This is a genomic window from Xanthomonas sp. LF06-19, assembly GCF_034105425.1.
Taxonomy (GTDB): domain Bacteria; phylum Pseudomonadota; class Gammaproteobacteria; order Xanthomonadales; family Xanthomonadaceae; genus Xanthomonas_A; species Xanthomonas_A sontii.
Genome location: NZ_JAXGGH010000003.1, coordinates 146,949 through 173,654, shown reverse-complemented (window position 1 = coordinate 173,654; position 26,706 = coordinate 146,949). Strand labels below are relative to the sequence as shown.

The window sequence follows — 26,706 nt, the reverse complement described above, 5'->3', positions numbered from 1 at the left end:
AGGATTACGGCTTTTCCGGGTCCCGGCCCCCGGGCCCTGGGTCCCCGCTCTGCAACAACCGCAACCCAAACGCATCGTCCTGCGCATTCCAGCCGTGGCTGACGCGCAGGCCGGCCTCGGCGGCCATCGCCGCAAAGCTCTGGTCGGTGTACTTGTGGCTGTACTCGACCTGCATCGCTTCGCCTTCGGCAAAATCGAAGCGGCGCCCGGCCACCGTCACCTGCTGCGCGCACTGGCTGACCAGGAAGGTCTCGATGCGCTCGCGCGCTTCCGAATAAACGGCATGATGGCGGAACTGCGCCAGGTCGAAGTTGCTGCCGATCTCGCGGTTGAGCCGGCGCAGCAGGTTCAGGGTGAATTCGGCCGTGACCCCGGCGGCGTCGTTGTAGGCCGCCTCCAGCAGTGCCGTGTCCTTCACCAGGTCGATGCCGACCAGGGCGCAGCCGTCCGCGCCCATGGTCTGGCGCATCGAGCGCAGCAGGGCGATGCCGTCCTCGCGGGTGAAGTTGCCCAGGGTCGAGCCGGGGAAGAACACCAGGGTGCGGCGCGCGCCGCGCTGCGGTGCCGGCAGCGCCACCGGCGCGGTGAAGTCGGCGCACACCGGCAGCATCTGGATGTGCGGGAAGCGCTCGGCCAGCCGCGTGGTGCTGGACATCAGCATGTCGCGGGAAATCTCGATCGGCGTGTACGCCACCGGCATGCGCAGGCCGTCCAGCAGCAACTGGGTCTTGCGGCCGCTGCCGCTGCCCAGTTCCACCACGTGCGCGCCAGTGCCCACCGCCTGCGCGATCGACGGCATCCGCGCTTCCAGCAACTCCAGCTCGGTGCGGGTCAGGTAGTACTCGGGCTGGCGGGTGATCGCCTCGAACAGGCGCGAGCCCTCGGCGTCGTAGAAATACTTGGACGGTAGCTGCTTGGGGCTGCACGACAGGCCGGCGATCGCATCGGCGGTGATGTCGTCCGGCTGCGGATGCAGGTCGGTCAGGGCGGCTTCGGTGAGGGCACGGGCGGTTGCGGCATTCATGCGGAATCCTTGGCCAGGCGCACGCCGGCGAACTGCCACCGCGCATCGGAGGGGAAGAAGTTGCGGTAGCTGGCGCGGATGTGGTCGCGCGGCGTGGCGCAGCTGCCGCCGCGCAACACCCACTGCGCGTTCATGAACTTGCCGTTGTATTCGCCCAGCGTACCCGACCACGGGCGGAAGCCGGGGTAGGGCAGGTAGGCGCTGCCGGTCCATTCCCAGACATCGCCGAACAACTGCTGCAGGCCGGTGTCGGCCGGCGCCGTCGACTGCGGATGCAGTGCATCGGTGTCGACGAAGTTGCCGACGATGGCGACACCGGCGGCAGCCTGTTCCCACTCCGCCTCGGTCGGCAGGCGCGCGCCGGCCCAGCGCGCGAAGGCATCGGCTTCGAACAGGCTGAGATGGCACACCGGCGCATGCGGATCGCGTTCGCGCCAGCCGCCCAGGGTGAATTCGCGCGTGCCGTCGGCATGCCAGTACAGCGGGCGCTGCCAATCCTCGGCGCACCGCTGCGCCCAGCCGTCGCTGAGCCATAGCCCGACCGTGGCATAGCCGCCATCGGCAATGAACTCGTCGTATTCCGCATTGCTCACCGGGCGGCTGGCCAGCGCATGCGCCGGCACCAGCACGCGATGCCGCGGCGATTCGTTGTCGTAGGCGAAGTGGGCATGCGCCGGCCACGGCGCGGCACCGATCTCGCTGATCCGTTCGTCGCGCTGCAGCCAGCGCAGCGGGGACGCCGGCGCGTGCTGCGTCGCCAGGTCGGCGCGATAGGCCGGGCCCAGTGGATTGCGCCAGAACGCATGCTTGATGTCGGTGAGCAGCAGTTCCTGGTGTTGTTGTTCGTGCTGCAGGCCCAGTTCCAGGATCTGCAGCGTCTGCGGCTCCAGCGTGCCCGCCTGCAACTGCGCCAGCACGCGGCTTTCGATCTCCGCGCGGTAGTCCAGCACCTGCGCCAGCGATGGCCGCGACAGCAGGCCGCGATGCGGCCGCGCATGCGCCGGACCGATGCTCTGGTAGTAGCTGTTGAACAGGTAGTCCCACTGCGGATCGTGGGGGCGGTACGCCGGATCGGCGCCGAGCACGAACCGCTCGAAGAACCAGGTGGTGTGCGCCAGATGCCATTTGGCCGGGCTGGCGTCGTCCATGCTCTGCACCATCGCGTCTTCTTCGCTCAATGGTGCGGCGAGATGACGGCTGCGTGCGCGCACGCGGCGCAGGCGGTCCGCCAGCGTCGCGACGGATGCGATGGGCGAGGGCGGTGACGCCGGAGAGATCGCTTGCATCGATGCAGTCTTAGCGCAGCGGCGTGAACGGACCGTCACGCGTCGCGGACCGTGGCGTTACCCTAGACACATGTCTACGAGCGCCTTGCACCACCTTGCCGGTTCGGCTTCCGCCGGCGCCCTGGTCGACCTCGATACCGCGGCGGAGGCGTTCGCGCTGCCGCCCGGCGTGCGCTACTTGGACACCGCCAGCAAGGGGCCGCGCCTGCACCGTGCACTGGTCGCGGGGCAGGCGGCGCTGGCCGAGTCGATCGCGCCCTGGACGCTGTCCTTCGATGCCTGGCGCGCGCAGATCGAAAACCTGCGCGCGCTGGCCGCGGCCACCGTGTTCGCGGGCGACGGCGAGGGCGTGGCGATGGTGCCGTCGGCCGCCTATGGCCTGGCCATCGCGGCGCGGCAGGTGCCGTTGGCGCCTGGCGATGCGGTCCTGCTGCTCGATGGACAGTTTCCGTCCAATCTACTGGCGTGGCAGCAACGCTGCGCCGAGAGCGGTGCGCACCTCGCGGTGGTGCGGCGGGCGCCCGGACAGGACTGGACTGATGCGGTGCTGGCCACGCTCGACGCGCAGCCGCGCGTGCGTGTGGCGACATTGCCGAATGCGTATTGGCGCGACGGCGGTCTGCTGGATCTGGATCGGATCGCGCCGCGCGTGCATGCGGCCGGCGCGATGCTGGTGCTGGACCTGAGCCAGAGCCTGGGCGTGCTGCCGGCCCGGCTGGACGCCTGGCGGCCGGATTTCGTGGTCTCTGTCGGACACAAATGGCTGCTCGGACCGATGGGGCTGGCATGGCTGTGGGCCTCGCCGCACTGGCGCGCGCACGGCGTGCCGTTCGAGCAGCACTGGCAGGCGCGCGACCCGGGGGCGGATTGGCAGTTCCAGGCCGAGGCGCCGCCCCCGTACCGCAGCGGCGCGCGTCGCTTCGATGCCGGCGGCGTCGCCGACCCGCTGCGCCTGGCGATGGCCAGCGCGGCGCTGCAGCAGGTGCAGCAGTGGCAGCCGGCGCGCATCGCGCAGCGGCTTGGCGCACTTGGTGCGGCATTCGACGCGGAGTTGCATGCGTTGGGCGCGGGCGACTGGACCGTGCCTGGGCATGCGCCGCACCTGTACGCGCTGCGCCCACCAGCATCTTCGATGCCGGCCTTGCTGCCATGGCTGCAGCACGCGCAAGTCACCTGCACCCATCGCCATGGCGCCCTGCGCATCGCGCCCTATCTGCAGTTGACGCCGGAGGCGATGCGCGGCCTGGCGCAAGAGATGGTGGCTGCGGCGCGTGCTTGAGCGCGTGTGCGTGCGGTTGTTGTCTGTCTTCGGTTTCGATGGGAAGGCAATCGACTACTGGTCCGCATCGTCGATCCTGTTTGATGCCTGGCTTCAGCCGCGACCCGATGCCGCTGTGATGCGTTTAGCGCGGGTGCGGGTTGTCGAAGGCCGGCCACATCGCTGATGCCCAGCGGTGCTGGCTTGACCTACCGCCGCGCCGCCAGGCGCAATCCACGCGGGGTCAGCACCCGTTCCAGCAGCTCGAACAGGCCCTGGACCAGCAGCGCCAGCAGCGCGGCCGGCACCGCGCCTTCCAGGATCAGGCCGAGGTCGTCCAGGCGGATGCCGGTGAGGATCGGCTGGCCGTAGCCGCCGGCGCCGATCAACGCGCCCAGGGTCGCGGTGCCGACGTTGATCACCGCCGCGGTCTTGATGCCGGCGAGGAGAGTGCGCAGCGCCAGCGGCAGTTCGATCCGCCACAGCCGCGTGCCCGGCGGCAAGCCCAGCGCGGCGGCAGTCTCGCGCAGCTCGCGCGGGATGCCGGTGATGCCGGCATGCATGTTGCGCACGATCGGCAGCAGGCTGTACAGGAACAGCGCGGCGATCGCCGGTTTGGCGCCGATGCCGAACAGCGGGATCATGAACACGAATACCGCCAGCGACGGCAGCGTCTGCAGCACGCCGGTCAGGGCCAGCACCGCCTGGCCGAGCCGTGGCCGATGCGCGGCCAGGATACCCAGCGGCAGCGCCACCAGCAGGGCCAGGCCCAGCGACAGCCCGACCAGCGCCAGGTGCTCGCGGGTGCGTTGCAGCAGCCGTTGCATCCGTCCGTCCTCGGCCGGCGCGGCGATGCCCAGCCAGTGTGCGGCGATGGTGCTTTCGGCACGCTTGTCGAGCTTGGCCTCGGCGTTGAGCCGCTGCATGGTCGCCGCGTCGATGCGGCCGCCCAATCCCTGCAGCGCCTGCACGAAGCGCGGCGCGCGCTGCGCCAGGTCGGCGCGGTACAGGAACACCGCCGCGTAGCGCGGGAAGTAGTGCTTGTCGTCCTGCAGCACCAGCAGGTCGTGCGCGGGGATCTCGGCATCGGTGCTGTACAGGTCGGTGAGGTCGATCGCGCCGCTGTCCAGCGCGCGGTAGGCGAGGTCGTGGTCCAGGCCGGTGGGCACCTGCGGCAGGCCGTAGGCGTCGCGCGCGCCGGGCCAGCCGTCGGCGCGCGAGACGAATTCGTTGCTCAGTCCGAACTTCAGCGTCGGATGCGCGGCGAGGTCGGACAGGCGCACGATGCCCAGCGCCTGCGCGCGTTGCCGGCGCATGCCGAACGCATAGGTGTTGTCGAAGCCCAGCGGCGCGCTCATCGCCAGGCCGCGCTGCGCCAGCGCCTTGCGCAGCGCGTCGTCGTCGGCGCCCGGCAGTTGCAGCAGTTCGGCGGCCAGGGTGCCGGTGTACTCGGCATAGGCGTCGATCGAACCCTGCTCCAGTGCGCGCCACAGGATGCGGGTGCCACCGAGTTGACGCCGGTGCTCGACCTCGACCCCGGCCTGGCGCCCGGCGCCGGCGGCGATCTCGCCCAGCACCACCGCTTCGGTGAAGTTCTTGGAGCCGACCACGACCTTGGTGTCGGCGGCGGCCGGCAGGCTCAGCAGACTGGCTGCTGCACCGAAGGCGAGCATCGCGATCGCGCGCCAGCGCGCGCCTCGCGAGGTCATCGCGCCTCCTCCAGGGTGCGCTGCGCCTGCAGGAACTGGCTCACGAACGGATCGGCCGGCGCCTCCAGCAAAGTGCGTGCACTGCCTTCCTGCAGCACGCGGCCGCCGCGCATCAGGACCAGGGTATCGCCCAGGTAGGCGGCCTCGGCGACGTCGTGGGTCACGAGCACCACGGTCTTGCCGAGCAGCGCGAACAGTTCGCGCATCTGCGTCTGCAGTTCGTGGCGCACGATCGGGTCGAGCGCGCCCAGCGGTTCGTCCAGCAGCAATACCGGCGGGTCCAGCAACAGCGCGCGGATCACTCCCACGCGCTGGCGCTGGCCACCGGACAACTCGGCTGGATAACGCGCCAGCAGCGCTTCCGGCAGGCGGCACAACGCAGCGAGCTCGTGCAGGCGCGCCTCGATGCGCGGCCGCGTCCAGCCCAGCGTGCGCGCCAGCAGGGCGGCGTTGTCGCGGGCGCTCAGGTGCGGGAACAGGCCGCCTTCCTGGATCACGTAGCCGATGCGCCGGCGCTGCGCCAGCAGGGTGGCGCGACGCAGTGGCTCGCCCTGGAAGCGTACCTCGCCGCTATCCGGCCACTCCAGCCCCAGCAGCAGGCGCAGCACGCTGGACTTGCCGGCGCCGCTGGGACCGATCAACGCGGTGGTGCGGCCCGGGGCGATGCGAAGATCGACCTGGTCCAGCGCCAGCATGTCGCCGTAGCGGCGGGTGACCCGATGCAGTTCGAACATCGCCGCAGCATAGCCGCAGGCGGCGACCACGCCGTGCGAAGACGCCGCGGCCTCAGCGGGCGGCGTCGGTCAGCAGGTCCAGCGTCGGTTTCGGCCGGCCCAGGTCGTACATCAGGCCGAAATGGGCTTCCGCGCCCTGCTGGTCCGGCTGGTCGAGCAGTTCGTAGAGATTGATCTCGGCGACCACGTCGGCATAGTCGCTGCGCAACGTCTGCAGCAACTCCGCCACGCTGTCGTAGCAGGCGCCGTCGCCGGGATGGCCGCCATCGGTGTTGCCCGTGTAGATCTCGGCGCAGTTGAGCTCGTTGACGTACACCTTGGTGCCGTATTTCTGCGCGGCGGCGCGCAATTGTCCGAGATACAGGTCCATCCAGTAGCCGCGCTCGCCGTGGAAGGCGTAGTAGTGGAAGCTGATGCGGTCGAAGTCGAAACCGGCGGCTTTGGCCTGATCGAGGAACCACAGCGAGCCGTTGCGGTCGCCCGGGCAGCGCGCGCTGGCCGAATGGTCGTCGCTGTTGCAGGCGGTGATGTTGATGGTGAACTGCAGGCCGGCGCCCAGTTCGTCGGAGGCCTGCTTCATGCCGCGGTACATCGTGGTCATGGCCGCGATCCGCGCCGGCGCGGCGGCACGGTCCAGGTCCTGCTCGTTGCCGATCTCCCAGACCTTGATGTCGTTGGCATAGCGGCGCGCCAGCGCGTAGCCGATCTCGCGCGACATCGGGTACACCATCGGCCGCAGCGCGATGTTGTACTGGCGCGAGAGCTGCACCAGCCGGTCGAGCACGTCGAAGTTGCGCGGGTCCACGTCGAAGCGGTAGCTGCGCAGGTTGCGCTGATCGAGCAGGCGGAACACCGCCTCGCTCTGGCTGAGCGGGTAGGCCGGGCGGCCGTCGTGGCCGTTGACCCCGTACACGATGGCCGGTGCCGCGGCGGCAGGTGCGGCAGCGACGGCGAGGAGGGCAGCGAACAGGCGCAGCAGCGGGCGCAGCAGGGACAGAGACATGGCGTTCCCGGCGGAAGCGGCCCGGGGCGGGCACGGGACCAGCCTAGCAAGCCCGGCCACGGGCATCGGCGCCAATTCCCGGGACTGCGGTGCGGGTCGCACTCCGCCGGGATCGGCCTGGAGGCGCGCCATGCCGGGCGTCCAGTGATCGGGACTGGCGCTGCCTGGCGACGCGCGCACCCGCCTCGCCTTGGGTGCCCGCTGGTGTCGTCATGGCCGACTGCAGCCGCCGCGCGCAGGTGCCCGAGTGGACCACGGGGGCCGATCGGCGCTGCCCGGAAACGCGACAGGGGCCTTGCGGCCCCTGTCGGTGTGCATCGTGTCGGCGCGGTGGATCAGCGCTGCATCTGCGAATTCGACTGTCCGGTGGCGGCGGACTTCTCGCCGGCGAACGGGTTGAGCTTGCGGATCATCCACGGGTACTTCGGCCAGTTGCCGGTCAGCCACGGGTGCTGCGGGTCGTTGAGTTCGAGTACGCGGCGCGCGTCGGCGGCCAGGGTCTTGTTGCCCAGGTGGGTGTAGGCATCGGCCAGCACCGCCACCGCATCGTTCTGGTAGGCGCTCTGCGGGTAGGTCTCGAGCAGGTAGGTGGCGCGCGAGGCGGCCGACACCCATGCGTCGCGGCGCAGGTAGTACAGCGCGTTGTCCAGCTCGTGCTGGGCGAACACGTTGCGCAGGGCGATCATGCGCGCACGCGCGTCGGCGGCGTAGCGGCTGTTCGGGTAGCGCTCGGCGACGGTGTTGAAGTCGGCGTAGGCCTGCTGCGGGGTGGACAGGTCGCGGCGGCTGGGGTCCAGCGACCACACCCGGCGCAGGAACACCGTGTCGCGGTTGGAGTTGGACAACCCGCGCAGGTAGTACATGTAGGCGATGTTGCGCTGGGTCGGGTAGGTGCGGATGAAGCGATCGATGGTCGACACCGCGTCGTCGTGCTTGCCGGCCTTGTACTGGGCGTAGGCGCTTTCGATCATCGCCTGCTCGGTGTAGTTGCCGTACGGGTACTGCGCGATCAGGCGCTTGAAGCTGCTCTCGGCGCCGGCCCAGTTGCCGCTCTCCATCTGCGCATGCGCCTTCTGGTAGAGCTGCTCGACCGGCATGCCTTCTTCGGGGTTCTTCTTCTGACGGTGGCAACCCGTCGCCACGACCAGCGTGACCAGCAGCAGGGCGATGAAACGGACGTGCGCGGACAGCGGGACGGAGCGTCGGATCATGGGTTCGGGCGCGGCAGGGCAGGAATACGAAGGGGCGATGATAGCCTAGTGGCCTGTCCTGCGACTGACTATGGCCGCCGCGACCCCCTTTTTCCGACCCAAGCCGTGCCCCTGCCATGCCCCATACCCCCCCGGATCTCCCCGAGGACGCCGTCAGCGACGGCCCGCGCCAGGCGCGCGTCCCCGATCACGCCGCCGGTCGCCGTTTCGACGCGGTGCTGGCCGAACTGTTCCCCGAATACTCGCGTTCGCGCCTGGCCGAATGGATCAAATCCGGCGACGCCCTGCTCGACGGCGCCCCGGCGCGGCCGCGCGATGCGCTGCGCGGCGGCGAGATCGCCAGCCTGCACGCGGTGCTGGACACCCAGACCCACGCCCTGCCCGAGGACATCCCGCTGGAGGTGCTGTACGAGGACGACCAGGTCATCGTGCTGAACAAGCCGGCCGGGCTGGTGGTGCACCCGGGCGCCGGCAACCCCAGCGGCACCCTGGTCAACGCCTTGCTGTACCGCGACCCGGGGCTGTCGGCGCTGCCGCGCGCCGGCATCGTGCACCGCCTGGACAAGGACACCAGCGGCGCCATGGTGGTGGCGCGGACCCTGCAGGCGCACACCTCGCTGGTGGCGCAGCTGTCCGCGCGCGACGTGCACCGGCAGTACCTGGCGGTGGTGGTCGGCGCGCTGGTCTCCGGCGGCACCGCCAACGCGCCGATCGACCGCCATCCGCGCGACCGCCTGCGCATGGCGGTGCGCGAGGACGGCCGCGACGCGGTCACCCACTACCGGCTGCGCGAGCGCTTCCGCGCCCACACGGCCCTGGAATGCCGCCTGGAGACTGGCCGCACCCACCAGATCCGCGTGCACATGGCGCACCTGAAGCACCCCATCGTCGGCGACCCGTTGTACGGCGGCCCGCTGAAGCTGCCCAAGGGCGCCAGCGAGGAGCTGATCGCCGAACTGCGTGGTTTCAAGCGCCAGGCGCTGCACGCCGAGACGCTGGAGTTCAAGCATCCCTCAAGCGGCGAGCCGGTCCGCGCCACCGCGGCGGTGCCGGCCGACCTGCAGCAGCTGATGGCCGCCCTGCGCGTGGATGCGCAGGCGGCCGCCGAGCGGGCGCGGCGCTGAGCATGGCCGGGAGCCCGGTTTCCCACGCCCTCGCGCGCGACTGCATTTCGCGCGGCGGCCGGCGGCGCCAGGCTGGTGGCATGTCGGCCGATGTCGGGCGAGGGCGCTGCCGATGAGCGACTTCGCCCTGTCGGCCGACTGGCCGGCACCGCCGCGGGTCCACGCCCTGACCACCCTGCGCACCGGCGCCGGCGCCTCGCAGCCGCCGTTCGACCGCTTCAACCTCGGCAATCGCAGTGCTGCCGACGGCGACGACCCGGCCACGGTGCAGCGCAACCGCGACGAGTTGGCCGCGCGACTGGCGCTGCCGACGCCGCCGCACTGGCTGCGGCAGGTGCACGGCGTGCAGGTGCTGCGTTTCGACGGGCCGCCGCAGGGCGCCGGCATCGATGCCGAGCCGACCGCCGATGCCGCGGTCACCGCCGAACCGGGCGTGGTGCTGGCGATCCTGACCGCCGACTGCCTGCCGGTGGTGTTCGCCGCCCGCGACGGCAGCGAGGTCGGCGCCGCGCACGCCGGCTGGCAGGGGCTGGCCGGCGGCGTGCTGGAAGCCACCGTGGCCGCGCTGCGTACGCCGCCCACGCAACTGCAGGCCTGGCTGGGGCCGGCGGCCGGACCGCAGCACTACGAGATCGGCGCCGAGGTGCGCGAGGCGTTCCTGCGCCACGATCCGGCCGCCGCGGCCGCATTCGTGGACACCCGGCCCGGCCACTGGCGGGTGGATCTGTACGCGCTGGCGCGGCAACGCCTGGTCGCGGCTGACCTGGCCCCGGAGCAGATCCACGGTGGTGGGCTGTGCACCATCGCCGATGCGCAGCGCTTCTACTCCTATCGGCGCGACCGCCGCAGCGGGCGCATGGCGACCCTGGCGTGGATCGCGCCCTGACGCCGCCGCTGTTCGCGCAGGTGCTGGGGCCGGCGTTCGCGCAATTGCCGCCAGTGCTGCGCGCGCTGCACACGCCCTCGTCGCAGTCGCGCTATGTCGGCCAGGCGATGGTCAAGCGCGGCCGCCACCCGCTGCTGCCGCTGTGCGCGTGGCTGGTGCGGCTGCCGCGCACCGGGCCGGCGACGCCGGTGGAGGTGGTGTTTCGCGCCGATGCCCAGGGCGAGCGCTGGGAGCGCCGTTTCGGCACGCATGCGATGCCCTCGCGGCTGTGGCTGCACCGCGGCCGCCTGCGCGAGCGGCTGGGTGCGGTGGTGTTCGAATTCGCCCTGCGGATCGACGGCGCCGGCATCGAATGGCGCGCGGCGCGGGCCTGGGCCTTCGGCGTGCTGCCGCTGCCGCGGTGCTGGCTGGCCGGCGTGCACTGCCGCGAAGACCAGCGCGACGGGCGCTACGCGTTCGTGATCGCGGTGACGTTGCCGTGGATCGGCCCGTTCATCCGCTACGAGGGCTGGCTTGCGCCGGCCTGAGCCGCCAGCGGGTGCGGCGCCCGCGGCGTCGGAGGACATGGCCATCGTCGTGTTCGACGGGGTCTGCGCGCTGTGCAGCCGCTGGGTGCGGTTCCTGCTGCGCCATGACCGCCGCGGCCGCTACCGGTTTGCGGCGATGCAGTCGCCGCGCGGCAGCGCGCTGTTGCGCGAGCACGGCCTGGATCCGGCCGATCCGCTGTCGTTCCTGCTGCTGACACGGCACGGTGCCTTGACCGATTCGGACGCGGCGATCGCGGTGATCGCCGGGCTTGGCGGGGTGTGGCGCAGCGTCGCGTTGCTGCGCCTGCTGCCGCGGCGCTGGCGCGATGCCGGCTACCGGGTGCTGGCGCGCAACCGCCATCGCTGGTTCGGTACCACGGCGCAGTGTTTCCTGCCGGAGCCGCAACAGCGCTCGCGCTTTCTGGAGTGAGCACGACGCGCGCGGCGCGCCTTGTCGGCTGTTTCCTCGCGCGAGCCCATCGCCGCGGGTTCACAAGTGCCTGCGGTGGCCGTTCTTGACGGACGGGCCACCCACGCGATCGGACCGGCAACTATGGAGATTCCTCTGCTGCTTCTGCTGGCAAGCCGCTGGCAGCGGCGTCCGTCAGCCTCCTTGGCAGATAGCACCGTGGTGCCCCCCGTTTCCACGCTCCCACACCCGCCCGAGAGGAGTTTCGCTATGCCCAGTCCTACGCCTGCGCGGCTGATCGATCCAAGCAATCGCGTGTTCGGCACGATCGATATCAAGAACTACAGATTCGTCGGCGAGCAGCTGCCCAGTACCTACTACATGAGCGGGACGGGCCCGTTCATCCGCTTGCGTCCATTGCACCGATCCGGCTTCGCCATCTACGAAAGGCCGACGCGCGTGGTGGGGCTCTATGCGGGCGACTGGGACCGGGACGACACCTTCGCGCAGAACATCCAGAATGTGGCGCTGTATCGCGAACTCGGCGCAAGCGCGGCCGACATCGCCGCCAGCATCGAACGCCTGAAACTGGTCGCGCGTCGCACCGACGAGATCATCCAGCAGAATACCGCCCAGCCGTTGGAGTTGAACGACGCCGTCGTCTTCGTCAACGAGGGCGCCTTGGCCGGAACAGTGTGGGGCGGCGACAAGCAAAAGACCGGCAACGTGTACAAGCCGTTGAAGGTGGTCGATGCGACCGGCCCCAGCAGGAAGGCCCATGCCGGTCATGCCTTCGCCACGCGCGAGGCGGTGGAGCGGTTCTATGCCGATTACTATCCGCACGTGCTGGGGCAATTGATGCTGCTCGGGCAGGCCCAGCAATCCTTCGTTTCGCAAGCGCCCAATGGCGATGACGTCGTGACGGTGATCAATACCGACACCGGGTACTTTCCTCAGAGCGAGTTTCCCACCCGCGCCAGCCAGTTGCAGTTCCTGCTCCAGCAATTCATGCGCTTTGCCTGATCCTGGACGGGGCGGGCGGTCGTCGCGTGCGTCGCCTCAGTAGGTACGGCGCAGCAGTGGGGTGACATTGCTGCCGCCCGGCCGCCCTTGTCCCGTCTCGATCCGGAACACCGCGACCGCCGCAGCCAGGCCGCCGGCCTGCTCCTCCATGCTGCGCGCGGCGGCGGTGGCTTCCTCGACCAGGGCGGCGTTGCGTTGGGTCACCTCGTCCAGTTGCGCCACGGTGCGGTTGACCTGTTCGATGCCGCTGGACTGCTCGCCGCTGGCGGCGCTGATCTCGCCGATCAGGCCGGTCACCCGCTGCACCGAACCGACGATCTCGTGCATGGTGGCGCCGGCGCGGTTGACCAGCGCGGCGCCTTCGCCGACGGTGCGCGTGGACGCTTCGATCAGGTCCTTGATCTCCTTGGCCGCATCGGCCGAGCGCTGCGCCAGCGACCGCACCTCCGAGGCGACCACGGCGAACCCGCGGCCCTGTTCGCCGGCGCGCGCCGCTTCCACCGCGGCGTTGAGCGCCAGGATGTTGGTCTGGAAGGCGATGCCGTCGATCACGCCGATGATCTCGCCGATGCGCTGCGAGGACGTGCTGATCGCGCGCATCGTCGCCACCACCTCGTCCATCACCTGGCCGCCGGAACGGGCGACCTCGCCGGTGTTCTGCACCAGGCCGTTGGCCTGCTGCGCGTTGTCGGCGTTCTGCTTCACCGCCGAGGTCAACTCTTCCATCGAGCTGGCGGTCTCCTCCAGGCTCGCCGCCTGCTGTTCGGTGCGGTCGGACAGGTCGGTATTGCCTGCGGCGATCTCCGAGGCGGCGCGGCGGATCGTGTCGGCCGACTCCTGGATCCCGACGATGATTTCGGTGAGCTTGGCGACGGTGCGGTTGGTGTCCTCGCGCAAGCGCGCGAACACGCCCTGCGCCTGGCCGTCGACGCGGTGGGTGAGGTCGCCTTCGGCCAGCGCCGCCAGCGCTCCGGCCAGTTGCGCCAGGTTGCTCTCCACCCCATCGGAAATGCGGTTGACGCCCTCGGCCAGCGACTTGAGGACGCCGTCCATCGCCGCGGTCTCGATGCGCTGGCTGAAATCGCCGTGCGCGGCCGCCTCGATCACCGTGGCCAGCGCCTGTTCGGCGTTGACCTGCGCGGTCACCTCTTCCCATTGCGCGATGGTGCCCAGGCGGCGGCCGTCGGCATCGTCGATCGGGCTGTACACGAAATCGATCTGGCGGCCGAAGAACGGCGCGCGCACGCGCTTGGAGCCGGTCAGCGCGCGCATGCGATCGATCGCCGCCTGGCTGTCCGGATAGATGTCGCCGATGCTGCCGCCGACGAACTGTTCGGCGCGGAATTCGGGGCGGAAGCGCTGCACGTCCGGTTCGATGGTGCGCAGCATCTGCAGCAGCTTGCGGTTGGCGAAATGCACGCGGCCATCGTCGTCGGCGATACGCACCATGGTGTCGAGATCGTCCAGCGCCTGGATCACGAAACGGCCGTGGCGCAGTTCGGCTTCGGTCTGCGCCTGGCGCGCCGCCAGCGCCTGTTGCGCGTTCTGCAGCGCACGCAGCAGCGCCACCTCGGCCGTGTCCCCGAGCACCTCCACACGCTGCTCGAAGCGGCCTTCGCCCAGTGCCTGCAGCGCCTGCGTGGCGTGTTCCAGGGCGCGTGGCGCGCTGCGTCTGCCGAGCCACACCAGTGCCGCGGCGGCGGCCACGGCGACCAGCAGCGCCGGCAGCAACCGCGGCAACGCCGATCCGTTGGCTCCCACCGTGCGGCCGACGTGCAACGCATAGCCGGCCAGCGCCAGCAGGATCAGGACATGGGACAGGGCAAGCAGCGCCGAACGCGGGCGCAGCCAGGAGGCGGTGGGGCGGAGAACGGCAGTTGGCGAGGGCATGGTCTGCACCGGCTGGGAAACAACGGGCAACGCCGCGAGGGCGGTGCGATCGCGTGGGGGGTGATCCAGTATCGGCATATCACCGTGCCGGCTTGATCGCCTTCACCTGCCGTTCGTCGGAAACTTTATATGGACTGAACGCCTAAGGCAGAGCGCCGAAGGCGTGATGATGTGCTGCGGCGCAGCAGGCGATCGACTCAGGGCCGCGGGCGGGACGCGGCTCGGGCGAACCCGGAAAATCCAGCGCCAGGGCGGCCATACGCCGCCGGCCGCATGCGTGCGGCCGGTGGCGGGATGGGATTGCCTACTTACTTCGCCGAGGTCGCCGCGTCGGGCAGGGTCCAGGCGATCACGCTGTCGCCGGCCTTGGTCTCCATGCGGTCGTGGCCGCCGATCGCGGCGACGATGTACTGCTTGCCATCGACGGTGTAGCTCAGCGGCGCGGCCTGCGGGCCGGCGGGCACGCGCACTTCCCATAGCAGCTTGCCGGTCTGGGTGTCGTAGCCGCGCAGGAAGTTGTCCAGCGCCGCGCCGATGAAGGTCACGCCACCGGCGGTGGCCAGCGAGCCGCTGTTGTTGGGCGTGCCCAGTTCGAACTTCATCTTCGACGGAATGCCCATCGGGCCCTGGTCGTAGCCGGTGCCCAGCGGACGCCGCCAGATCACCTGCTGGGTGCGCAGGTCCACGCCGGAGACATAGCCCCACGGCGGCGCCACGCATGGGGTGTTGAGCGGCGACATCCACGGCTCCTTGCGCGCGCCGTAGGGCAGGCCTTCCTGCGCCATGTAGCCGGGTGTCTTGCTCTTGCCGTTGAACACCGACACCACGCCCAGCGCCTGCATGTCCTTCCGCGGATACACGTGCTCGGTGTAGGGCAGGCGATTGCTGTTCATCACCATGATGCCGCGCTGCAGGTCCACCGACACGCCGCCCCAGTTGATGCCGCCGTGGTTGCCGGTGAAGGCCAGCGAACCGCCCAGGCTGGGCGGGGTGAACATGCCCTCGTAGCGCAGCCGCTTGAACTGGATGCGGCAGGCCAACTGGTCGAACGGGGTGATGCCCCAGGCATCGGATTCGACGAGGGTCTCGTAGTCCTTGCTCGGCGCGCCCACGGTATTGGGCATGCCCGGCGACACCGGCTGGGTCTTGGCGGTCCAGTCGCCGTGGTCGGTGCCCTGCGGCACCGGGATCTGCTGCACCGGCATGATCGGCGCGCCGGTTTCGCGGTCGAGCACGAACACCTGGCCGGACTTGGTGGCCTGGATCACCGCCGGGCGGGTGCCGCCGCCGGGCACCGGGAAATCCACCAGGTTCGGCTGCGGGCCGATGTCGTAGTCCCACAGGTCGTGATTGACCGTGCGGAAATGCCAGCGTTCCTTGCCGGTGGCCGCATCCAGCGCGACCAGCGAGGCGGTGTACTCCTCTTCCTGCGGGGTGCGCTGCTTGCCGAAGAAATCGCCGGAGGCGTTGCCGGTGGGCAGATAGACCAGGCCCAACTGATCGTCGGCGGCCATCAGCGACCACACGTTCGGGGTCGAGCGGGTGTAGGTCTGGTCGGCCGGCGGCGCCGCGTCGATGGCCGGGTTGCCCAGGTCCCAGGCCCAGCGCAACTGCCCGCTGATCGCGTCGAAGGCGCGCACCACGCCGGACGGCGCGTCGCGTTCCTGGCCGTCGCGGATCTGCCCGGTGGGCTGGATCACCACGCCGCGCATCACCACCGGCGGCGAGGTGGGGCCGACGAAGCCGGGCTTGGTGTTGCCGGTGTCCTTGTTCAGGTCGACATAGCCGTGCGTGCCGAAGCTGTCGCAGAGCTTGCCGGTCATCGCATCGAGCGCGCCGAGGCGGCCGTCCACCATCGGCCAGAAGATGCGCTTGGCGCATTCGGCCACCGGCGTGGTCGCCTCGAAGTAGGACACGCCGCGGCAGGTGGTGGCGGCGACGCCGGCCATGGCCTTGGGGTCGGTCTGCGGATCGAAGCGCCAGCGCTCCTTGCCGGTGGTGGCCTCCACCGCGATCACCTTCTGCGTGGGCGTGCAGATGTAGACCAGGTCGCCGACCTTCAGCGGGGTGTTCTGGAATGCGTAGCCGAGCTTGGAGCCGGCCGGCTTGAGGTCGCCGGTGTGGAATTCCCAGGCGATCTTCAGGTCCTTGACGTTGTCCGGGGTGATCTGTGCGCCGGGGCTGTAGTGGTTGGACAGGTTGGATCCGGCATAGGCGGTCCAGTTGCCGGCATCGTGGTTGCCGGCGACGTTGCCGTCGGGGCTGTCCACGGTCGTGCGGCTGAAGGCGGCCTGCGGACGCTGCGCGGCGAGGCCGGGGTCGGCCAGTTCCACCGTGCGCGGGAACAGCAGCGGCACGAACACCAGCGCCGCGCCGAGCACCGGCAACACGCCGGCGACCAGCAGGTAGCCGATGCCGGACACGGGCGCCAAACGCCAGCGCGCGACCTTCCAGAACGGCAACAGCAGCAGGCCCAGCACCGAGATCATCGCCAGGCGCGGAATCAGCGCCCAGCCGTCCAGGCCGACCTCGGCCAGGGCCCAGGCGATGGTCGCGGCCAGGGTGACGCCGAACAGCCACAGGCCAATGCGGCGGCCGAGCGCGAGCAGCACGCCGGACGCAGCCAGGGCCACGCCGGCGAGCAGGTAGTACCAGGAGCCGCCGACGGCGGCGAGTTGCCCGCCCATGACGGCGAGGGCGACGCCGATCACGGCGATCAGGAGGGCATAGCCGGCGAACAGCCAGCGGCCGGCTCCATTCGGTGGGGGAGAAACGGTCATGAGCGAAACATCCGACGAGGATCCCTGGCGCGTGGCGCGAATGGCGGCGATGCAGGCGATCGTGGGGGGAGAGGCGAGCGCGGGGTCGCGAGGACGGCGCGCATCGCAAGGCAGCGACCGCGCTGCGCGTTCTCGGAAAGCGCGGAACCGGCGCGGCGCGTGCGGGCTATTTTAGGCGGCGCAGGTCGTCGGGCCGTGATGGCATGCGGAACACTGCGTCATGCGCTGCAGAGAGACGAAGCATGGCGCGATCGTGCGGCGCGCTGGCGCTGCGCGCGCCGCGTGGCGCAACGCGTGTGCCGCGGCTAGCGCACGCTTTCCAGCGCCTGCAGATAGCGCTGGCGCCATGCGTTGATGTCGTGCTTGCGCAGGTGGTCCATCATCGCCTGCCAGCGCTCGATGCGCTTGGCCTTGGGCAGCGACGCGCCGGTGGCGATGGCGTCGGCGACGCCGTCCAGGTCGTGCGGATTGACCAGCAGCGCTTCCTTCAGTTCATCGGCGGCGCCGGCCAGCAGCGACAGCACCAGCACGCCGGGATTCTCCGGATCCTGCGCGGCCACGTACTCCTTGGCCACCAGGTTCATGCCGTCGCGCAGCGGCGTCACCAGGCCGACCTGTGCGGCGCGATAGAAGCCAGTCAGGGTGGCGTGGGTGAAGTTGCGGTTGACGTAGCGCAGCGGCGTCCAGTCCGGCTCGGCGTGGCCGCCGTTGATGTGACCGGCGATCTGCTCGAGCTGGTTGCGCAACTGCTTGTACTCGGTGACGTCGCCGCGCGAAACCGGCGCGATCTGCAGATAGGTGAGGCTGCCGCGCTGGTCGGCATGCCGTTCCAGGTAGCGCTCGAAGCCGAGGAAGCGTTCCGGCAGGCCCTTGGAGTAGTCCAGCCGGTCCACGCCGATCGCCAGCTGGCGGTCGCGCAGGCTGCTGCGCAGATCGCGCACCGCCGGCTTGGACATCGCCGCGCGCGCCTGCTGCGCGATCAGTTCGGTGTCGATGCCGATCGGGAACATGGCCGCGCGGAAGCGGCGCCCGCCCGGCGCCTCCAGCACGCCGTCCTTGATCACCTTGCCGCCGCCGAACAGGCGCACGTAGGCCTGGAAGCGGTCGACGTCGCGGCGGGTCTGGAAGCCGATCAGGTCGTAGGCGTAGAAGCCGGAGAACAGCCGTGCGTGGTCCGGCAGCGCCTGGATCAGGTCGGCCGAGGGGAACGGCACGTGCAGGAAGAAACCGATGCGGCAGCCGATGCCGCGCTCGCGCAGCAGCGAGGCCAGCGGAATCAGGTGATAGTCGTGGATCCATACCGTGTCGTCCTCGCGCAGCAGCGGCGCGAGCTTGTCGGCGAACATGGCGTTGACCCGCCGGTAGCCCTCGCGGGTGGCGCGGTCGTAGTCGACCAGGTCCAGGCGGAAGTGCAGCAGCGGCCACAACGTGCGGTTGGCGAAGCCGTTGTAGTACGCGTCCAGGTCGGCGCGATTCAGATCCATGGTGACGAAGCGGATATCGCCCTGGGTCTGTTCGTGCATCGCGCCGCTGTCGCCGCGCACGGTCTTGCCGCTCCAGCCGAACCACACGCCGCCGCGCTCCTTCAGCGCCGCCAGCAAGCCGACCGCGAGGCCGCCGGCGCGGTTCTCGCCGGGCAAGGCCACGCGGTTGGATACCACCACCAATCTGCTCATGACGCCTCCTGCCAACTGCGCGACAAGCGCATGGCGGCGATGATCAGGCCGACATGCGAATAGGTCTGCGGGAAATTGCCCCAGGCTTCGCCGTTGTCGAAGGCCAGATCCTCCGACAGCAGGCCCAGGTGATTGCGCCGGGCGAGGATGCGCTCGAACAGCTCGCGCGCCTCCTCCTTGCGGCCGATCGCGGCCAGGGCGTCGATGTACCAGAACGTGCAGATGGTGAAGCTGGTCTCCGGTTCGCCGAAATCGTCCGGCGCCACGTAGCGGTACAGCGCATCGCCATGCTTGAGATCGCGGCCGATCGCCTCGACGGTGGCGATGAACCGCGGATCGTCCGGGGCGATGAAACCGATGTCGGCCAGCAACAGCAGCGACGCGTCCAGCCGGTGGCCGTTGAAGGTGTCGGTGAAGTGGCCCAGCTCCGTGCTCCAGGCCTCGGCCAGCACGCGTGCGTGGATGCGCTCGGCGCGCTCGCGCCAATACGCCACGCGGTCTTCCAGGCCCAGCCGCGCGGCGATCTTGGCCAGGCGGTCGCAGGCGGCCCAGCACATTGCGCTCGTATAGGTGTGCACCTCGGCGCGGCCGCGGAATTCCCACAGGCCGGCGTCGGGCACGTCGTGCAGTTCGAACGCGCGCTCGCCCAGCGGCTCCAGGCGCAGGAAGGTGTGGGTGTCGCCGGGATCCTTCAGGCGCAGGTCGAAGAACAGCTGGGTGGAGGCCAGCACCACGCTGCCGTACACGTCGTGCTGCTTCTGGATCCAGGCCAGGTTGCCGCGCCGCACCGGGCCCATGCCGCGGTAGCCGGCCAGCGATTCGACCTCGTGTTCCTCCAGCGCCGCCTCGAAGCCGATGCCGTACAGCGGCTGCAGGCTGCCGTCGGTGGTGGCGATGTTGAAGATGTAGCCGAGGAACTGCTCCATGGTGCGGGTGGCGCCGAGCCGGTTCAGCGCGCGCACCACGAAGGCGGCGTCGCGCAGCCAGCAGTAGCGGTAGTCCCAGTTGCGCGGGGTGTCCGGCGCTTCCGGAATCGAGGTGGTCATCGCCGCGATGATCGCGCCGCTGTCCTCGTACTGGCACAGCTTCAGGGTGATCGCGCTGCGGATCACCGCCTCCTGCCAGTCCAGCGGCACCGACAGATAGCGCACCCACTCGCGCCAGTATTCCTCGGTGCGTTCCTGCGCTTCCTGGATGTAGCCGGTCAGCGAGCGGGTCAGCGATTCGTCCACGCCCAGCATCAGGTTGACCGGGTGGTTGAGCACGAACGGCAGTTCGTCGCGGATGAAGCGCACCGGCACGTCGGTGGTCAGGCGCAGGGTGAAGTCCGGCAGTAGCCAGCGCACGTGGTTGCTGCCCCAGGTGCTCTCCGGCTGGCGCGCGCCCCAGTCGGCCAGCGGCCGCGCACGCACGCGGATGCGCGGGTTGCCGGCCAGCGGCCGCACCTGGCGGATGATGCTCACCGGGCGGTAGAAGCGGCTGTGGTTGCGCCAGCGCGGCGCGAAGTCGATCACCTCCACCGCGCCGCCGTGGGCGTCGCGTAACACGGTGCGCAGGATCGCGGTGTTGGCCAGGTAGTGCTGGTCGCTGTCGACGAAGTCTTCCAGCTCGATGCTGAAATCGCCGCCAGGATGCGCGCGCGGGGAGAGCAGGGCGCAGAACGCCGGGTCGCCGTCGAAGGCCGGCAGGCAGCTCCACACCACGCTGGCCCGTTTGTCGATCAGGGCGCCGAAGCTGCCGTTGCCGATGACGCCGAGGTCGAGATTGGGGGAACTCATGGAGCGGTCGGGTCCTTGTGCGGAAGCAGTGGGGGAAACGGCCACGGGGCGCGGACGGGCGGGCGTTGCGCTGGCCTCATCCGGCGTTATCGCGCAGCCAGGCGTGTACGCCGCGTGGATCGGGCAGCGCATAGGTGGCGACGCTGTCGGCGCGGGTGCCGACCAGCACGCTCCAGCCGCCGGCCTGGTTGGCCGCGGCGAAGCCGAATTCGTCGGTGAGATCGTCGCCGACGAACACCGGGCGGCGTCCGCGGAACGGCGGTTGCTGCAGCAGCGTGGTCAGCGCCACGCCCTTGTCGCTGCCTTCGGGCACGAACTCGACCACGTGGTCGCCGGGCTGCAGGCGGTAACCGGGCAGGTCGGCGATCTGTTCGTCGGCGAACGCCAGCACCGCCTCGGCCGCGCTGGGCGCGGCCCGCCAGTGCAGGGCCACGCTGGCGCCCTTGTCTTCGACCAGCACGCCCGGATGCGCCTGGCGCAGATGCGCGGCGCGCGCATGCAGCGCATGGAGAAAGTCGGAGGTATCGGCGGGCATCGCCGCCTGCGCGTCGGCGTCGCTGCGCAACTCGTGGCCGTGCAGGCCGGCGGCGGGCAGCCGCAGCGGCGCGAACAAGGCGTCGAGCTGCGTCAGCGGACGTCCGCTGACCAGCGCCACCGCGCCACCCAGGCGCTGGTGCAGGCGGCCGATCGCCTCACGCACCTCGGGCAGCAACTGCACCTGGTCGGGGCGTTCGGCAAAGGCGATGAGAGTGCCGTCCACGTCCAGGAACAATGCGCAGGCATCGTCCAGACGCGGCGGCGGCGGTCGGAGGGGGAGCGCGTCTGCCATCCGGCCATGATGGCGCAGCGGGCGTTAGCGTCAGGTGGATTGGGGGCCGGGAATCGGGAATGGGAAGAGCAAAAGCGGTGCCTGCGCGCGCTGCCGTTGCTTTTACCCATTCCCGATTCCCGTCTCCCCATTCCCCACACCTCCGTCAGAAGGTGTACCGCACCCGCCCGTAGTAGTAAGCGCCGTTGCTGCCGATCGGCGACAGCACGTCGTAAGGGAGGTTGCCGAAGTAGGCGATGTCGGGCTTGGAGCGGTCGGCGTAGGCGTCGGTGAGGTTCTGTCCGCCCACCGCCACGCTCCACTGCGGGGTGAGGTGGTATTCGACCTCGGCGTCGAGTTGCCACTTGGCGCGGTAGGTCTGCTCCGGGGCGAAGCCGCCGCCGAAGTCGAACACGCGGGTGGCGCTGCCGTAGCGGGTGACGCGGGTCTGCAGCGACCAGCGCGCGTCGCTCCAGTTCGCCGCCAATTGCGCGCGGGTACGCGGGGTCGCCTCGGTCAGGGTGTTGCGCTCTTCCACGCCGAACAGCACGTAGTCCGGATTCAGCGCCAGCAACTGCGTCGGCGTGGCCACCACGTTCTCCAGTTCGGTCTTGGCGTAGCTCCAGGTGCCGGTCAGCTGCAGTTGGCCCTGGCCCAGCGCCTGCCGCCAGTTGCTGACCAGTTCGGCACCGCGGGTGCGGGTGTCGGCGGCGTTGACGAAGAAGCTGGCGCTCTGCAGGCCGGTGATGCCGAAGCGCTGCGCGACGAAGTCGGTCAGGGCATCGCCGTCGATGCTTTCCGACAGCGCGATGCGCTTGTCGATGTCGATCTGGAACAGGTCCAGCGACAGGTCGAAGTGGCTGCCGACGCGGCTGGTGAAGCCCAGGCTGTAGTTGCGCGACTTCTCCGGCTGCAGCGTGCGCGCGCCCAGCGCCTGCGCGATCGGGTTGTCGACCGAGAGCAGGCGGCCCTGCAGCAACTGTCCGTTGGCGTTGTAGCCGGTGGAACTGGCCTCGTAGCCGATCTGGCTCAGCGACGGCGCGCGGAAGTTGTTGGAGATCGCGCCGCGCAGGGCGAATGCCGGGACGAACTCGTAGCGCGCGGCCAGCTTGCCGGTCAGTTCGCCGCCGAAATCCTGGTAGTGCTCGTAGCGCGCGGCCAGGTCGGTGGAGAGCTTGTCGCCGAACTGGCTGGACACGCTGGCGTAGACGCTGGCGACGTTGCGCGACAGGTCGGCCGCATCCTGCGGGGTCAGGCCGCCGCCGGCCTGGGCGCCGGTGGGGCGGTCGGTGTAGGGGCCGGCGGCGTAGCTGGCCGGGTCGCCCGGACGCGTGCGGTAGTGCTCGCGGCGCAGCTCCACGCCGGTGCCCACGGTGTGGGTGGCGCCGGCGACGTCGAAGCTGCGGCTCAGGTCGAGGTTGGCCACGCCCTGCGCGAAGGCGTAGTCGCCGGTCTTGAAGCGGGTCGGGCTGCCCGGGCCCAGCGAGGCGTTGAGCGAGTGCTTGAGCCGGTAGGTGAAGTCGTTGCGGCCGTAGTCGAGGCTGGCGTCGTAGGCCCATTCGCCCCATTGCCCGCGCGCGCCGAGCACCGCCTGCAGGTCGCGGTTCTCGCCCAGCGACACCGGGCGGTAGCCCTGCGGATACACCTGGGTCCAGTTGGCGGCGCCGTCGGGGTAGCGGAAGTAGTTGGCGCCCTGCGTGTCGCGCTGGTTGTAGGTGCCGAAGGCATAGACCTCGCTGCCCTGGCCGAATGGCAGCTTGCCGTTGAGCCAGGCGTTGAGATCCTTGCTGGCGCCGTCGCCGAGTTCATAGTTGCGCTTGCCGGCCAGCGCCAGGTTGGCCGGGGTCTGTTCCTCGAACGGCGGGATCTGGTCGAAGCCGGCGCGGTTGGTGGCCTCGTGGTTCTTCAGTTCCAGGCCGACCTTGAAGAAGCCGCCGTCCTGGCCCAGGCGTGTGCCGACCTTGCCGCTGGCATAGCCGGTCTGGCCGTCGGTGAGGGTGCGGTGGATCGGCTTGACGTCGGTGTGGTTGGCGCCGTAGCTGGCTTCCAGCGCGCCGCTGTCCGGGTCGTCGTCGAGGATCACGTTGATCACCCCGGCCACCGCGTCGGAGCCGTACTGCGCGCCGGCGCCGTCGCGCAGCACTTCGATGCGCTTGATCGCGCTGATCGGGATGGCGTTGAAGTCCACCGGGGTGGTGCCCTTGCCGATCTTGCTGTCGGTGTTGACCAGCGCCGAGGTGTGGCGGCGCTTGCCGTTGACCAGCACCAGCACCTGGTCGGGCGAGAGCCCGCGCAGCTGCGCGGCGCGCACGTGGTCGGCGCCGCCGGAGTTGGACTGGCGCGGGAAGTTGAAGGACGGCAGCAGCGCCTGCAGCGCACTGCCGAGTTCGCCGTTGACCACGCCGGCCTTGCGGATGTCCTCGGCGCTGAGCACGTCCACCGGGGCGGTGGATTCGAGCAAGGTGCGGCCGCTGGCGCGGGTGCCGGTGACGATCACCGTATCGAGGTTGGTCGTGGTGGCCGGGGTGGCGTCCTGGGCGAACGCGGGGGCCGCCAGGGCCAGGGCGATGGCCAGGCTCAGCGGCCTGACGAACGGGGACGACATGGGGTTCTCTCCTGAAACGATGACCATCGAGACCGGCCGCGCCGGCCATGGCGGCGACTGGGGTCGGCAAAGTTTGCTGCATCCATCCGGATGAAGCGATATATTAGCTCGACGTTAAGGCGATGTGCGAGCCGTGTGTTCGGTGCGCTCGGGCATGAGCTCATGCCCGGCGGTTATCCGGCCTGGTCCGCACCTGGCCTACGATCGTGTGTTGCCTGCCCCTTCCGACCGAGACCTTGCCAATGCTGCTGCGTGCCCCGTTGATCGCCGTCCTCCTGGCCCTGAGCGCCTGCGCCAGCGTCGCCCCGTCTGCGCCCACCGCGCCGAGCAAGGTCAGCGCGACCATGCAGGGCGATGCGGCGCGGCCGGCGCAGGCCAGCGGCTGGGTGCGCAGCGAGCTGTATTTCGGCGTCGGCGAGGAGAGCGGCCCGGCCGACCGCCCGCAGGCCGAGCCGATCAGCGAGGCGCGCTGGCGCGCGTTCCTGGACAAGGAAGTGACGCCGCGCTTTCCCGACGGCCTGACCGTGTTCGATGCCTACGGCCAGTGGCTGTTCCGCGGCGCCAAGGAGCCGAACCGGCTCAACACCAAGGTGCTGGTGATCCTGCACGAGGACACCCCGCAGCGCCGCGCCGACATCGAGGCGATCCGGCTGGCGTGGAAGCAGGCCACCGGGCACCAGTCGGTGCTGTGGGCGCGGCAGGCGGTGGACGTGTCGTTTTGACCGCGGGGATTGGGGAGTGGGGATGACCAGCCGTTCGGCTGTGGAAAGCGGGGATTCGCAAAAGCGGACCGCTGCAGTGAGTGCGGGGCCGTTCGTGATTCGGCCTGGTGATCTTGACGATCCGGCGGTGCGTGGGTTGCTGGAGTACCACGTGCAGCAGATGCATGCGCAGTCGCCGCCGGAAAGCGTGTATGCGCTGGATGTTTCCGGTCTGCGGCGCACCGACGTGCGGGTGTGGAGCCTGTGGCGCGACGATGCGCTGGCCGCGGTCGGTGCGCTGCGGGTGCTTGGCGAGGGCGGTGGCGAACTGAAGTCGATGCGCACGCATCCGGCGTTCCTGCGCCAGGGCGCGGCCGCGGCGCTGCTCGACCATCTGATCGCGGTCGCCCGCGCCGAAGGCCTGCAGCGGCTGAGCCTGGAAACCGGCAGCGGCGCGGCGTTCGCGCCGGCGCTGGCGTTGTATCGCCGGCGCGGCTTCCGCAACGGGCCGGCGTTCGGCGATTACGTGCCGAGCGCGTTCAACCAGTTCCTGCATCTGCCGCTGTAGCGCCGCGGCGCGCCGTCGCCGGAAAACGGCATCCTGCGCGTGCACCGATCCGACGGTGCCGCTTGCCCTTACCATCCCTCGACCCCCAACGCCGCCACTGCCCGCATGTCCACTCCCGCTCCTGTCTCGCCGCGTCCGCGTTGGTTCGTCGCCGGCGACCTCAACGGCTTCTTCGGCCTGGTGGTCGACAACCTGTCGATCCTCGGCTTCATCACCCTGGCGCTGGTCGGCCTGTTCCAGTTCCCCGTCGAGGTCATCTACACCCGGATGATTCCCGGCACCGCCTTCGGCGTGCTGGTCGGCAACCTGCTCTACACCTGGATGGCGCGGCGGCTGGCCGCGCGCAGCGGGCGCAGCGACGTCACCGCGATGCCGCTGGGCCTGGATGCGCCGACCAGCATCGGCATGGCGCTGCTGGTGCTCGGCCCGGCGTTCGTGCGCTACAAGCAGCAGGGCCTGGACCCGCAGGCCGCGGCGCTGGCCACCTGGCACCTGGGCATGGCGTCGCTGGTGGTGATGGGCGCGCTGAAGACGGTGCTGTCGTTCTTCGGCGATGCGGTCACCCGCGCCTTGCCGCGCGCCGCGCTGCTCGGCTCCATCGCCGGCATCGCCATCGTGTTGATGGGCTTCCTGCCGCTGCTGGAGACGCTGCGCACGCCGCTGGTCGGGCTGGTGGTGTTGGGCCTGCTGCTGTACGTGCTGATCGCCAAGGGGCGGTTGCCGTGGCGCCTGCCGGGGGTGCCGCTGGCGCTGGCGTTGGGTACCGGCCTGTACTACTGGGCCAACGCCGCGGGGATCGGCATTCCCGGCCACCAGGCGCCGCAATGGAGCGCGCCGCAACTGGTGTTGCCGTGGCCGAGCCTGGGGTTCGTCGCCGGCCTGGCCGACACGGTGCCGCTGCTGCCGCTGTTGCTGCCGTTCGGCCTGCTGATGGTGGTCGGCGGCATCAACGTCAGCGAAAGCGCACGTGCCGCCGGCGACGACTACCGCACCCGCGACATCCTGTTGGTCGAGGCCGGCGCGACCCTGATCGCCGGTGTCTGCGGCGGCGTCGCCCAGACCACGCCGTACATCGGCCAGCCGGCCTACAAGCACATGGGCGCGCGCAGCGGCTACACCTTGCTCACCGGCCTGTTCATCGGCCTGGGCGGCATGTTCGGGCTGGTCGCCGGCCTGGTGCAGTGGCTGCCGATGGCGGTGCTGGCGCCGATCATCGTCTACGTCGCCATCGACATCACCACCCAGGCCTTCCAGGCCACGCCCAAGCGCCATGCCGGCGCGATGGTGCTGGGTTTCCTGCCGTCGGTGGCCTATCTGCTGGCGATCAAGGCGCCGGGCTGGATCGCCCCGGAGCAGCTGGCCAAACTCACCACCACGCTCGACGGCCACGGCCTGCCCGAGCTGGCGGTGATCCTGACCCTGGGCAACGGTTTCATCATCACCGCGATGCTGTGGATCGCCTCGGTGGCGGCGATGGTCGACGGCCGCCTGCGTCGCGCCGCCGCGTTCCTGCTGGTGGCGGCCGGGCTGACTCTGTTCGGGCTGATCCATTCGGTGGACCCGCGTGGCGGCCTGTACCTGCCGTGGACGCTGAGCGGCGTGCCCAAGTTGATCGCCTGGCAGTTCGTCGGTGGCTACCTGGTGCTGGCCGCCTTGCTCGGCCTGCTGTCGTTGCAGAAGCCGCGCGCGGTGCTGGTGGACTGACG

The 26,706-nt window shown here is 70.2% G+C and carries 21 protein-coding genes; 9 read left to right on the top strand and 12 right to left on the bottom strand.

Features of this window, described 5'->3' with window-relative positions:
• Nucleotides 1-4 precede the first annotated feature (4 nt).
• Together egtD and egtB are read right to left on the bottom strand one after the other, a co-directional pair.
• A complete protein-coding gene (gene egtD / locus SLW55_RS07770; protein ID WP_320744914.1) occupies nucleotides 5-1,024 on the bottom strand; it encodes an L-histidine N(alpha)-methyltransferase in 1,020 nt (339 codons plus the stop codon).
• Nucleotides 1,021-2,310, bottom strand: a complete 1,290-nt coding sequence (egtB, locus tag SLW55_RS07765) for an ergothioneine biosynthesis protein EgtB (RefSeq protein WP_320744913.1) — start codon at nucleotides 2,308-2,310, stop codon at nucleotides 1,021-1,023. The genes egtD and egtB overlap by 4 nt, the downstream gene beginning before the upstream one ends.
• A 70-nt stretch (nucleotides 2,311-2,380) precedes the next feature.
• Here egtB and SLW55_RS07760 point away from each other — a divergent pair, with 70 nt between their 5' ends.
• The gene (locus tag SLW55_RS07760) at nucleotides 2,381-3,589 is read left to right on the top strand and encodes an aminotransferase class V-fold PLP-dependent enzyme (RefSeq protein WP_320744912.1); all 1,209 of its coding nucleotides are present in this window, start codon (nucleotides 2,381-2,383) and stop codon (nucleotides 3,587-3,589) included.
• Between the two features lie 188 nt (nucleotides 3,590-3,777).
• Here the strand turns inward: SLW55_RS07760 and SLW55_RS07755 are convergent, their stop codons facing one another.
• The 4 genes from SLW55_RS07755 to SLW55_RS07740 all read right to left on the bottom strand — a co-directional run bounded on the left by SLW55_RS07755 (nucleotide 3,778) and on the right by SLW55_RS07740 (nucleotide 8,225).
• A complete protein-coding gene (locus SLW55_RS07755) occupies nucleotides 3,778-5,241 on the bottom strand; it encodes a glycine betaine ABC transporter substrate-binding protein (RefSeq protein WP_320744994.1) in 1,464 nt (487 codons plus the stop codon).
• A gap of 32 nt (nucleotides 5,242-5,273) precedes the next feature.
• The gene (locus tag SLW55_RS07750; RefSeq protein ID WP_320744911.1) at nucleotides 5,274-6,011 is read right to left on the bottom strand and encodes an ATP-binding cassette domain-containing protein; all 738 of its coding nucleotides are present in this window, start codon (nucleotides 6,009-6,011) and stop codon (nucleotides 5,274-5,276) included.
• A gap of 52 nt (nucleotides 6,012-6,063) precedes the next feature.
• A complete protein-coding gene (locus SLW55_RS07745) occupies nucleotides 6,064-7,014 on the bottom strand; it encodes a hypothetical protein (RefSeq protein ID WP_320744910.1) in 951 nt (316 codons plus the stop codon).
• A gap of 335 nt (nucleotides 7,015-7,349) precedes the next feature.
• On the bottom strand, nucleotides 7,350-8,225 hold the full coding sequence (locus SLW55_RS07740) for an outer membrane protein assembly factor BamD (protein ID WP_017910377.1): 876 nt from the start codon (nucleotides 8,223-8,225) through the stop codon (nucleotides 7,350-7,352).
• A gap of 116 nt (nucleotides 8,226-8,341) precedes the next feature.
• Here SLW55_RS07740 and rluD point away from each other — a divergent pair, with 116 nt between their 5' ends.
• The 5 genes from rluD to SLW55_RS07715 all read left to right on the top strand — a co-directional run bounded on the left by rluD (nucleotide 8,342) and on the right by SLW55_RS07715 (nucleotide 12,194).
• A complete protein-coding gene (gene rluD / locus SLW55_RS07735; RefSeq protein ID WP_043091751.1) occupies nucleotides 8,342-9,349 on the top strand; it encodes a 23S rRNA pseudouridine(1911/1915/1917) synthase RluD in 1,008 nt (335 codons plus the stop codon).
• A 112-nt stretch (nucleotides 9,350-9,461) separates the two neighbouring features.
• Nucleotides 9,462-10,235: a peptidoglycan editing factor PgeF gene (gene pgeF / locus SLW55_RS07730; RefSeq protein WP_267114281.1), complete on the top strand. Its 774-nt coding sequence runs from the start codon at nucleotides 9,462-9,464 to the stop codon at nucleotides 10,233-10,235.
• Complete coding sequence (locus tag SLW55_RS07725) at nucleotides 10,220-10,762, top strand: DUF4166 domain-containing protein (RefSeq protein WP_320744909.1); 543 nt, start codon at nucleotides 10,220-10,222, stop codon at nucleotides 10,760-10,762. The genes pgeF and SLW55_RS07725 overlap by 16 nt, the downstream gene beginning before the upstream one ends.
• Before the next feature lie 37 nt (nucleotides 10,763-10,799).
• The gene (locus SLW55_RS07720) at nucleotides 10,800-11,192 is read left to right on the top strand and encodes a thiol-disulfide oxidoreductase DCC family protein (RefSeq protein ID WP_052250900.1); all 393 of its coding nucleotides are present in this window, start codon (nucleotides 10,800-10,802) and stop codon (nucleotides 11,190-11,192) included.
• Nucleotides 11,193-11,441: 249 nt separating this feature from the next.
• Nucleotides 11,442-12,194, top strand: coding sequence for a hypothetical protein (locus SLW55_RS07715; RefSeq protein WP_043091756.1), 753 nt, complete (start codon nucleotides 11,442-11,444; stop codon nucleotides 12,192-12,194).
• 36 nt (nucleotides 12,195-12,230) lie between these two features.
• Here SLW55_RS07715 and SLW55_RS07710 read toward each other — a convergent pair whose 3' ends face one another.
• From SLW55_RS07710 to SLW55_RS07685, 6 genes are all read right to left on the bottom strand, one after another.
• Nucleotides 12,231-14,084 (bottom strand): methyl-accepting chemotaxis protein, encoded by a 1,854-nt coding sequence (locus SLW55_RS07710; protein WP_320744908.1) that lies wholly within the window; start codon nucleotides 14,082-14,084, stop codon nucleotides 12,231-12,233.
• Nucleotides 14,085-14,392: 308 nt separating this feature from the next.
• Complete coding sequence (locus SLW55_RS07705) at nucleotides 14,393-16,825, bottom strand: membrane-bound PQQ-dependent dehydrogenase, glucose/quinate/shikimate family (RefSeq protein ID WP_320744993.1); 2,433 nt, start codon at nucleotides 16,823-16,825, stop codon at nucleotides 14,393-14,395.
• 344 nt (nucleotides 16,826-17,169) lie between these two features.
• A complete protein-coding gene (gene otsA / locus SLW55_RS07700; protein ID WP_017916188.1) occupies nucleotides 17,170-18,540 on the bottom strand; it encodes an alpha,alpha-trehalose-phosphate synthase (UDP-forming) in 1,371 nt (456 codons plus the stop codon).
• A complete protein-coding gene (locus tag SLW55_RS07695) occupies nucleotides 18,537-20,318 on the bottom strand; it encodes a glycoside hydrolase family 15 protein (protein ID WP_295941344.1) in 1,782 nt (593 codons plus the stop codon). The genes otsA and SLW55_RS07695 overlap by 4 nt, the downstream gene beginning before the upstream one ends.
• 76 nt (nucleotides 20,319-20,394) lie before the next feature.
• Nucleotides 20,395-21,147: a trehalose-phosphatase gene (gene otsB, locus SLW55_RS07690; RefSeq protein ID WP_153751074.1), complete on the bottom strand. Its 753-nt coding sequence runs from the start codon at nucleotides 21,145-21,147 to the stop codon at nucleotides 20,395-20,397.
• A 145-nt stretch (nucleotides 21,148-21,292) separates the two neighbouring features.
• Nucleotides 21,293-23,731 carry a TonB-dependent receptor gene (locus tag SLW55_RS07685; protein WP_320744907.1) on the bottom strand — a complete coding sequence of 813 codons (2,439 nt, stop codon included), beginning with the start codon at nucleotides 23,729-23,731 and terminating at the stop codon, nucleotides 21,293-21,295.
• 242 nt (nucleotides 23,732-23,973) lie between these two features.
• On the opposite strand from SLW55_RS07685, the gene SLW55_RS07680 reads away from it, so the two are divergent.
• The 3 genes from SLW55_RS07680 (at nucleotide 23,974) to SLW55_RS07670 (ending at nucleotide 26,704) form a co-directional block, all read left to right on the top strand.
• Complete coding sequence (locus SLW55_RS07680) at nucleotides 23,974-24,453, top strand: DUF3574 domain-containing protein (protein ID WP_010344366.1); 480 nt, start codon at nucleotides 23,974-23,976, stop codon at nucleotides 24,451-24,453.
• Between the two features lie 127 nt (nucleotides 24,454-24,580).
• Entirely contained in the window at nucleotides 24,581-25,000 is a 420-nt protein-coding gene (locus tag SLW55_RS07675; RefSeq protein WP_226980455.1) for a GNAT family N-acetyltransferase, read from the top strand.
• Nucleotides 25,001-25,105: 105 nt separating this feature from the next.
• Nucleotides 25,106-26,704: a hypothetical protein gene (locus tag SLW55_RS07670; RefSeq protein ID WP_320744906.1), complete on the top strand. Its 1,599-nt coding sequence runs from the start codon at nucleotides 25,106-25,108 to the stop codon at nucleotides 26,702-26,704.
• Nucleotides 26,705-26,706: the final 2 nt, after the last annotated feature.

Excerpts from the sequence above, each read along its gene's own strand:
- egtD (WP_320744914.1), bottom strand. The coding sequence starts at position 1,024 with ATGAATGCCGCAACCGCCCGTGCCCTCACCGAAGCCGCCCTGACCGAC.
- egtB (WP_320744913.1), bottom strand. The coding sequence starts at position 2,310 with ATGCAAGCGATCTCTCCGGCGTCACCGCCCTCGCCCATCGCATCCGTC.
- SLW55_RS07760 (WP_320744912.1), top strand. The coding sequence starts at position 2,381 with ATGTCTACGAGCGCCTTGCACCACCTTGCCGGTTCGGCTTCCGCCGGC.
- SLW55_RS07755 (WP_320744994.1), bottom strand. The coding sequence starts at position 5,241 with ATGCTCGCCTTCGGTGCAGCAGCCAGTCTGCTGAGCCTGCCGGCCGCC.
- SLW55_RS07750 (WP_320744911.1), bottom strand. The coding sequence starts at position 6,011 with ATGTTCGAACTGCATCGGGTCACCCGCCGCTACGGCGACATGCTGGCG.
- SLW55_RS07745 (WP_320744910.1), bottom strand. The coding sequence starts at position 7,014 with ATGTCTCTGTCCCTGCTGCGCCCGCTGCTGCGCCTGTTCGCTGCCCTC.
- SLW55_RS07740 (WP_017910377.1), bottom strand. The coding sequence starts at position 8,225 with ATGATCCGACGCTCCGTCCCGCTGTCCGCGCACGTCCGTTTCATCGCC.
- rluD (WP_043091751.1), top strand. The coding sequence starts at position 8,342 with ATGCCCCATACCCCCCCGGATCTCCCCGAGGACGCCGTCAGCGACGGC.
- pgeF (WP_267114281.1), top strand. The coding sequence starts at position 9,462 with ATGAGCGACTTCGCCCTGTCGGCCGACTGGCCGGCACCGCCGCGGGTC.
- SLW55_RS07720 (WP_052250900.1), top strand. The coding sequence starts at position 10,800 with ATGGCCATCGTCGTGTTCGACGGGGTCTGCGCGCTGTGCAGCCGCTGG.
- SLW55_RS07715 (WP_043091756.1), top strand. The coding sequence starts at position 11,442 with ATGCCCAGTCCTACGCCTGCGCGGCTGATCGATCCAAGCAATCGCGTG.
- SLW55_RS07710 (WP_320744908.1), bottom strand. The coding sequence starts at position 14,084 with ATGCCCTCGCCAACTGCCGTTCTCCGCCCCACCGCCTCCTGGCTGCGC.
- otsA (WP_017916188.1), bottom strand. The coding sequence starts at position 18,540 with ATGAGCAGATTGGTGGTGGTATCCAACCGCGTGGCCTTGCCCGGCGAG.
- SLW55_RS07695 (WP_295941344.1), bottom strand. The coding sequence starts at position 20,318 with ATGAGTTCCCCCAATCTCGACCTCGGCGTCATCGGCAACGGCAGCTTC.
- otsB (WP_153751074.1), bottom strand. The coding sequence starts at position 21,147 with ATGGCAGACGCGCTCCCCCTCCGACCGCCGCCGCCGCGTCTGGACGAT.
- SLW55_RS07685 (WP_320744907.1), bottom strand. The coding sequence starts at position 23,731 with ATGTCGTCCCCGTTCGTCAGGCCGCTGAGCCTGGCCATCGCCCTGGCC.
- SLW55_RS07680 (WP_010344366.1), top strand. The coding sequence starts at position 23,974 with ATGCTGCTGCGTGCCCCGTTGATCGCCGTCCTCCTGGCCCTGAGCGCC.
- SLW55_RS07670 (WP_320744906.1), top strand. The coding sequence starts at position 25,106 with ATGTCCACTCCCGCTCCTGTCTCGCCGCGTCCGCGTTGGTTCGTCGCC.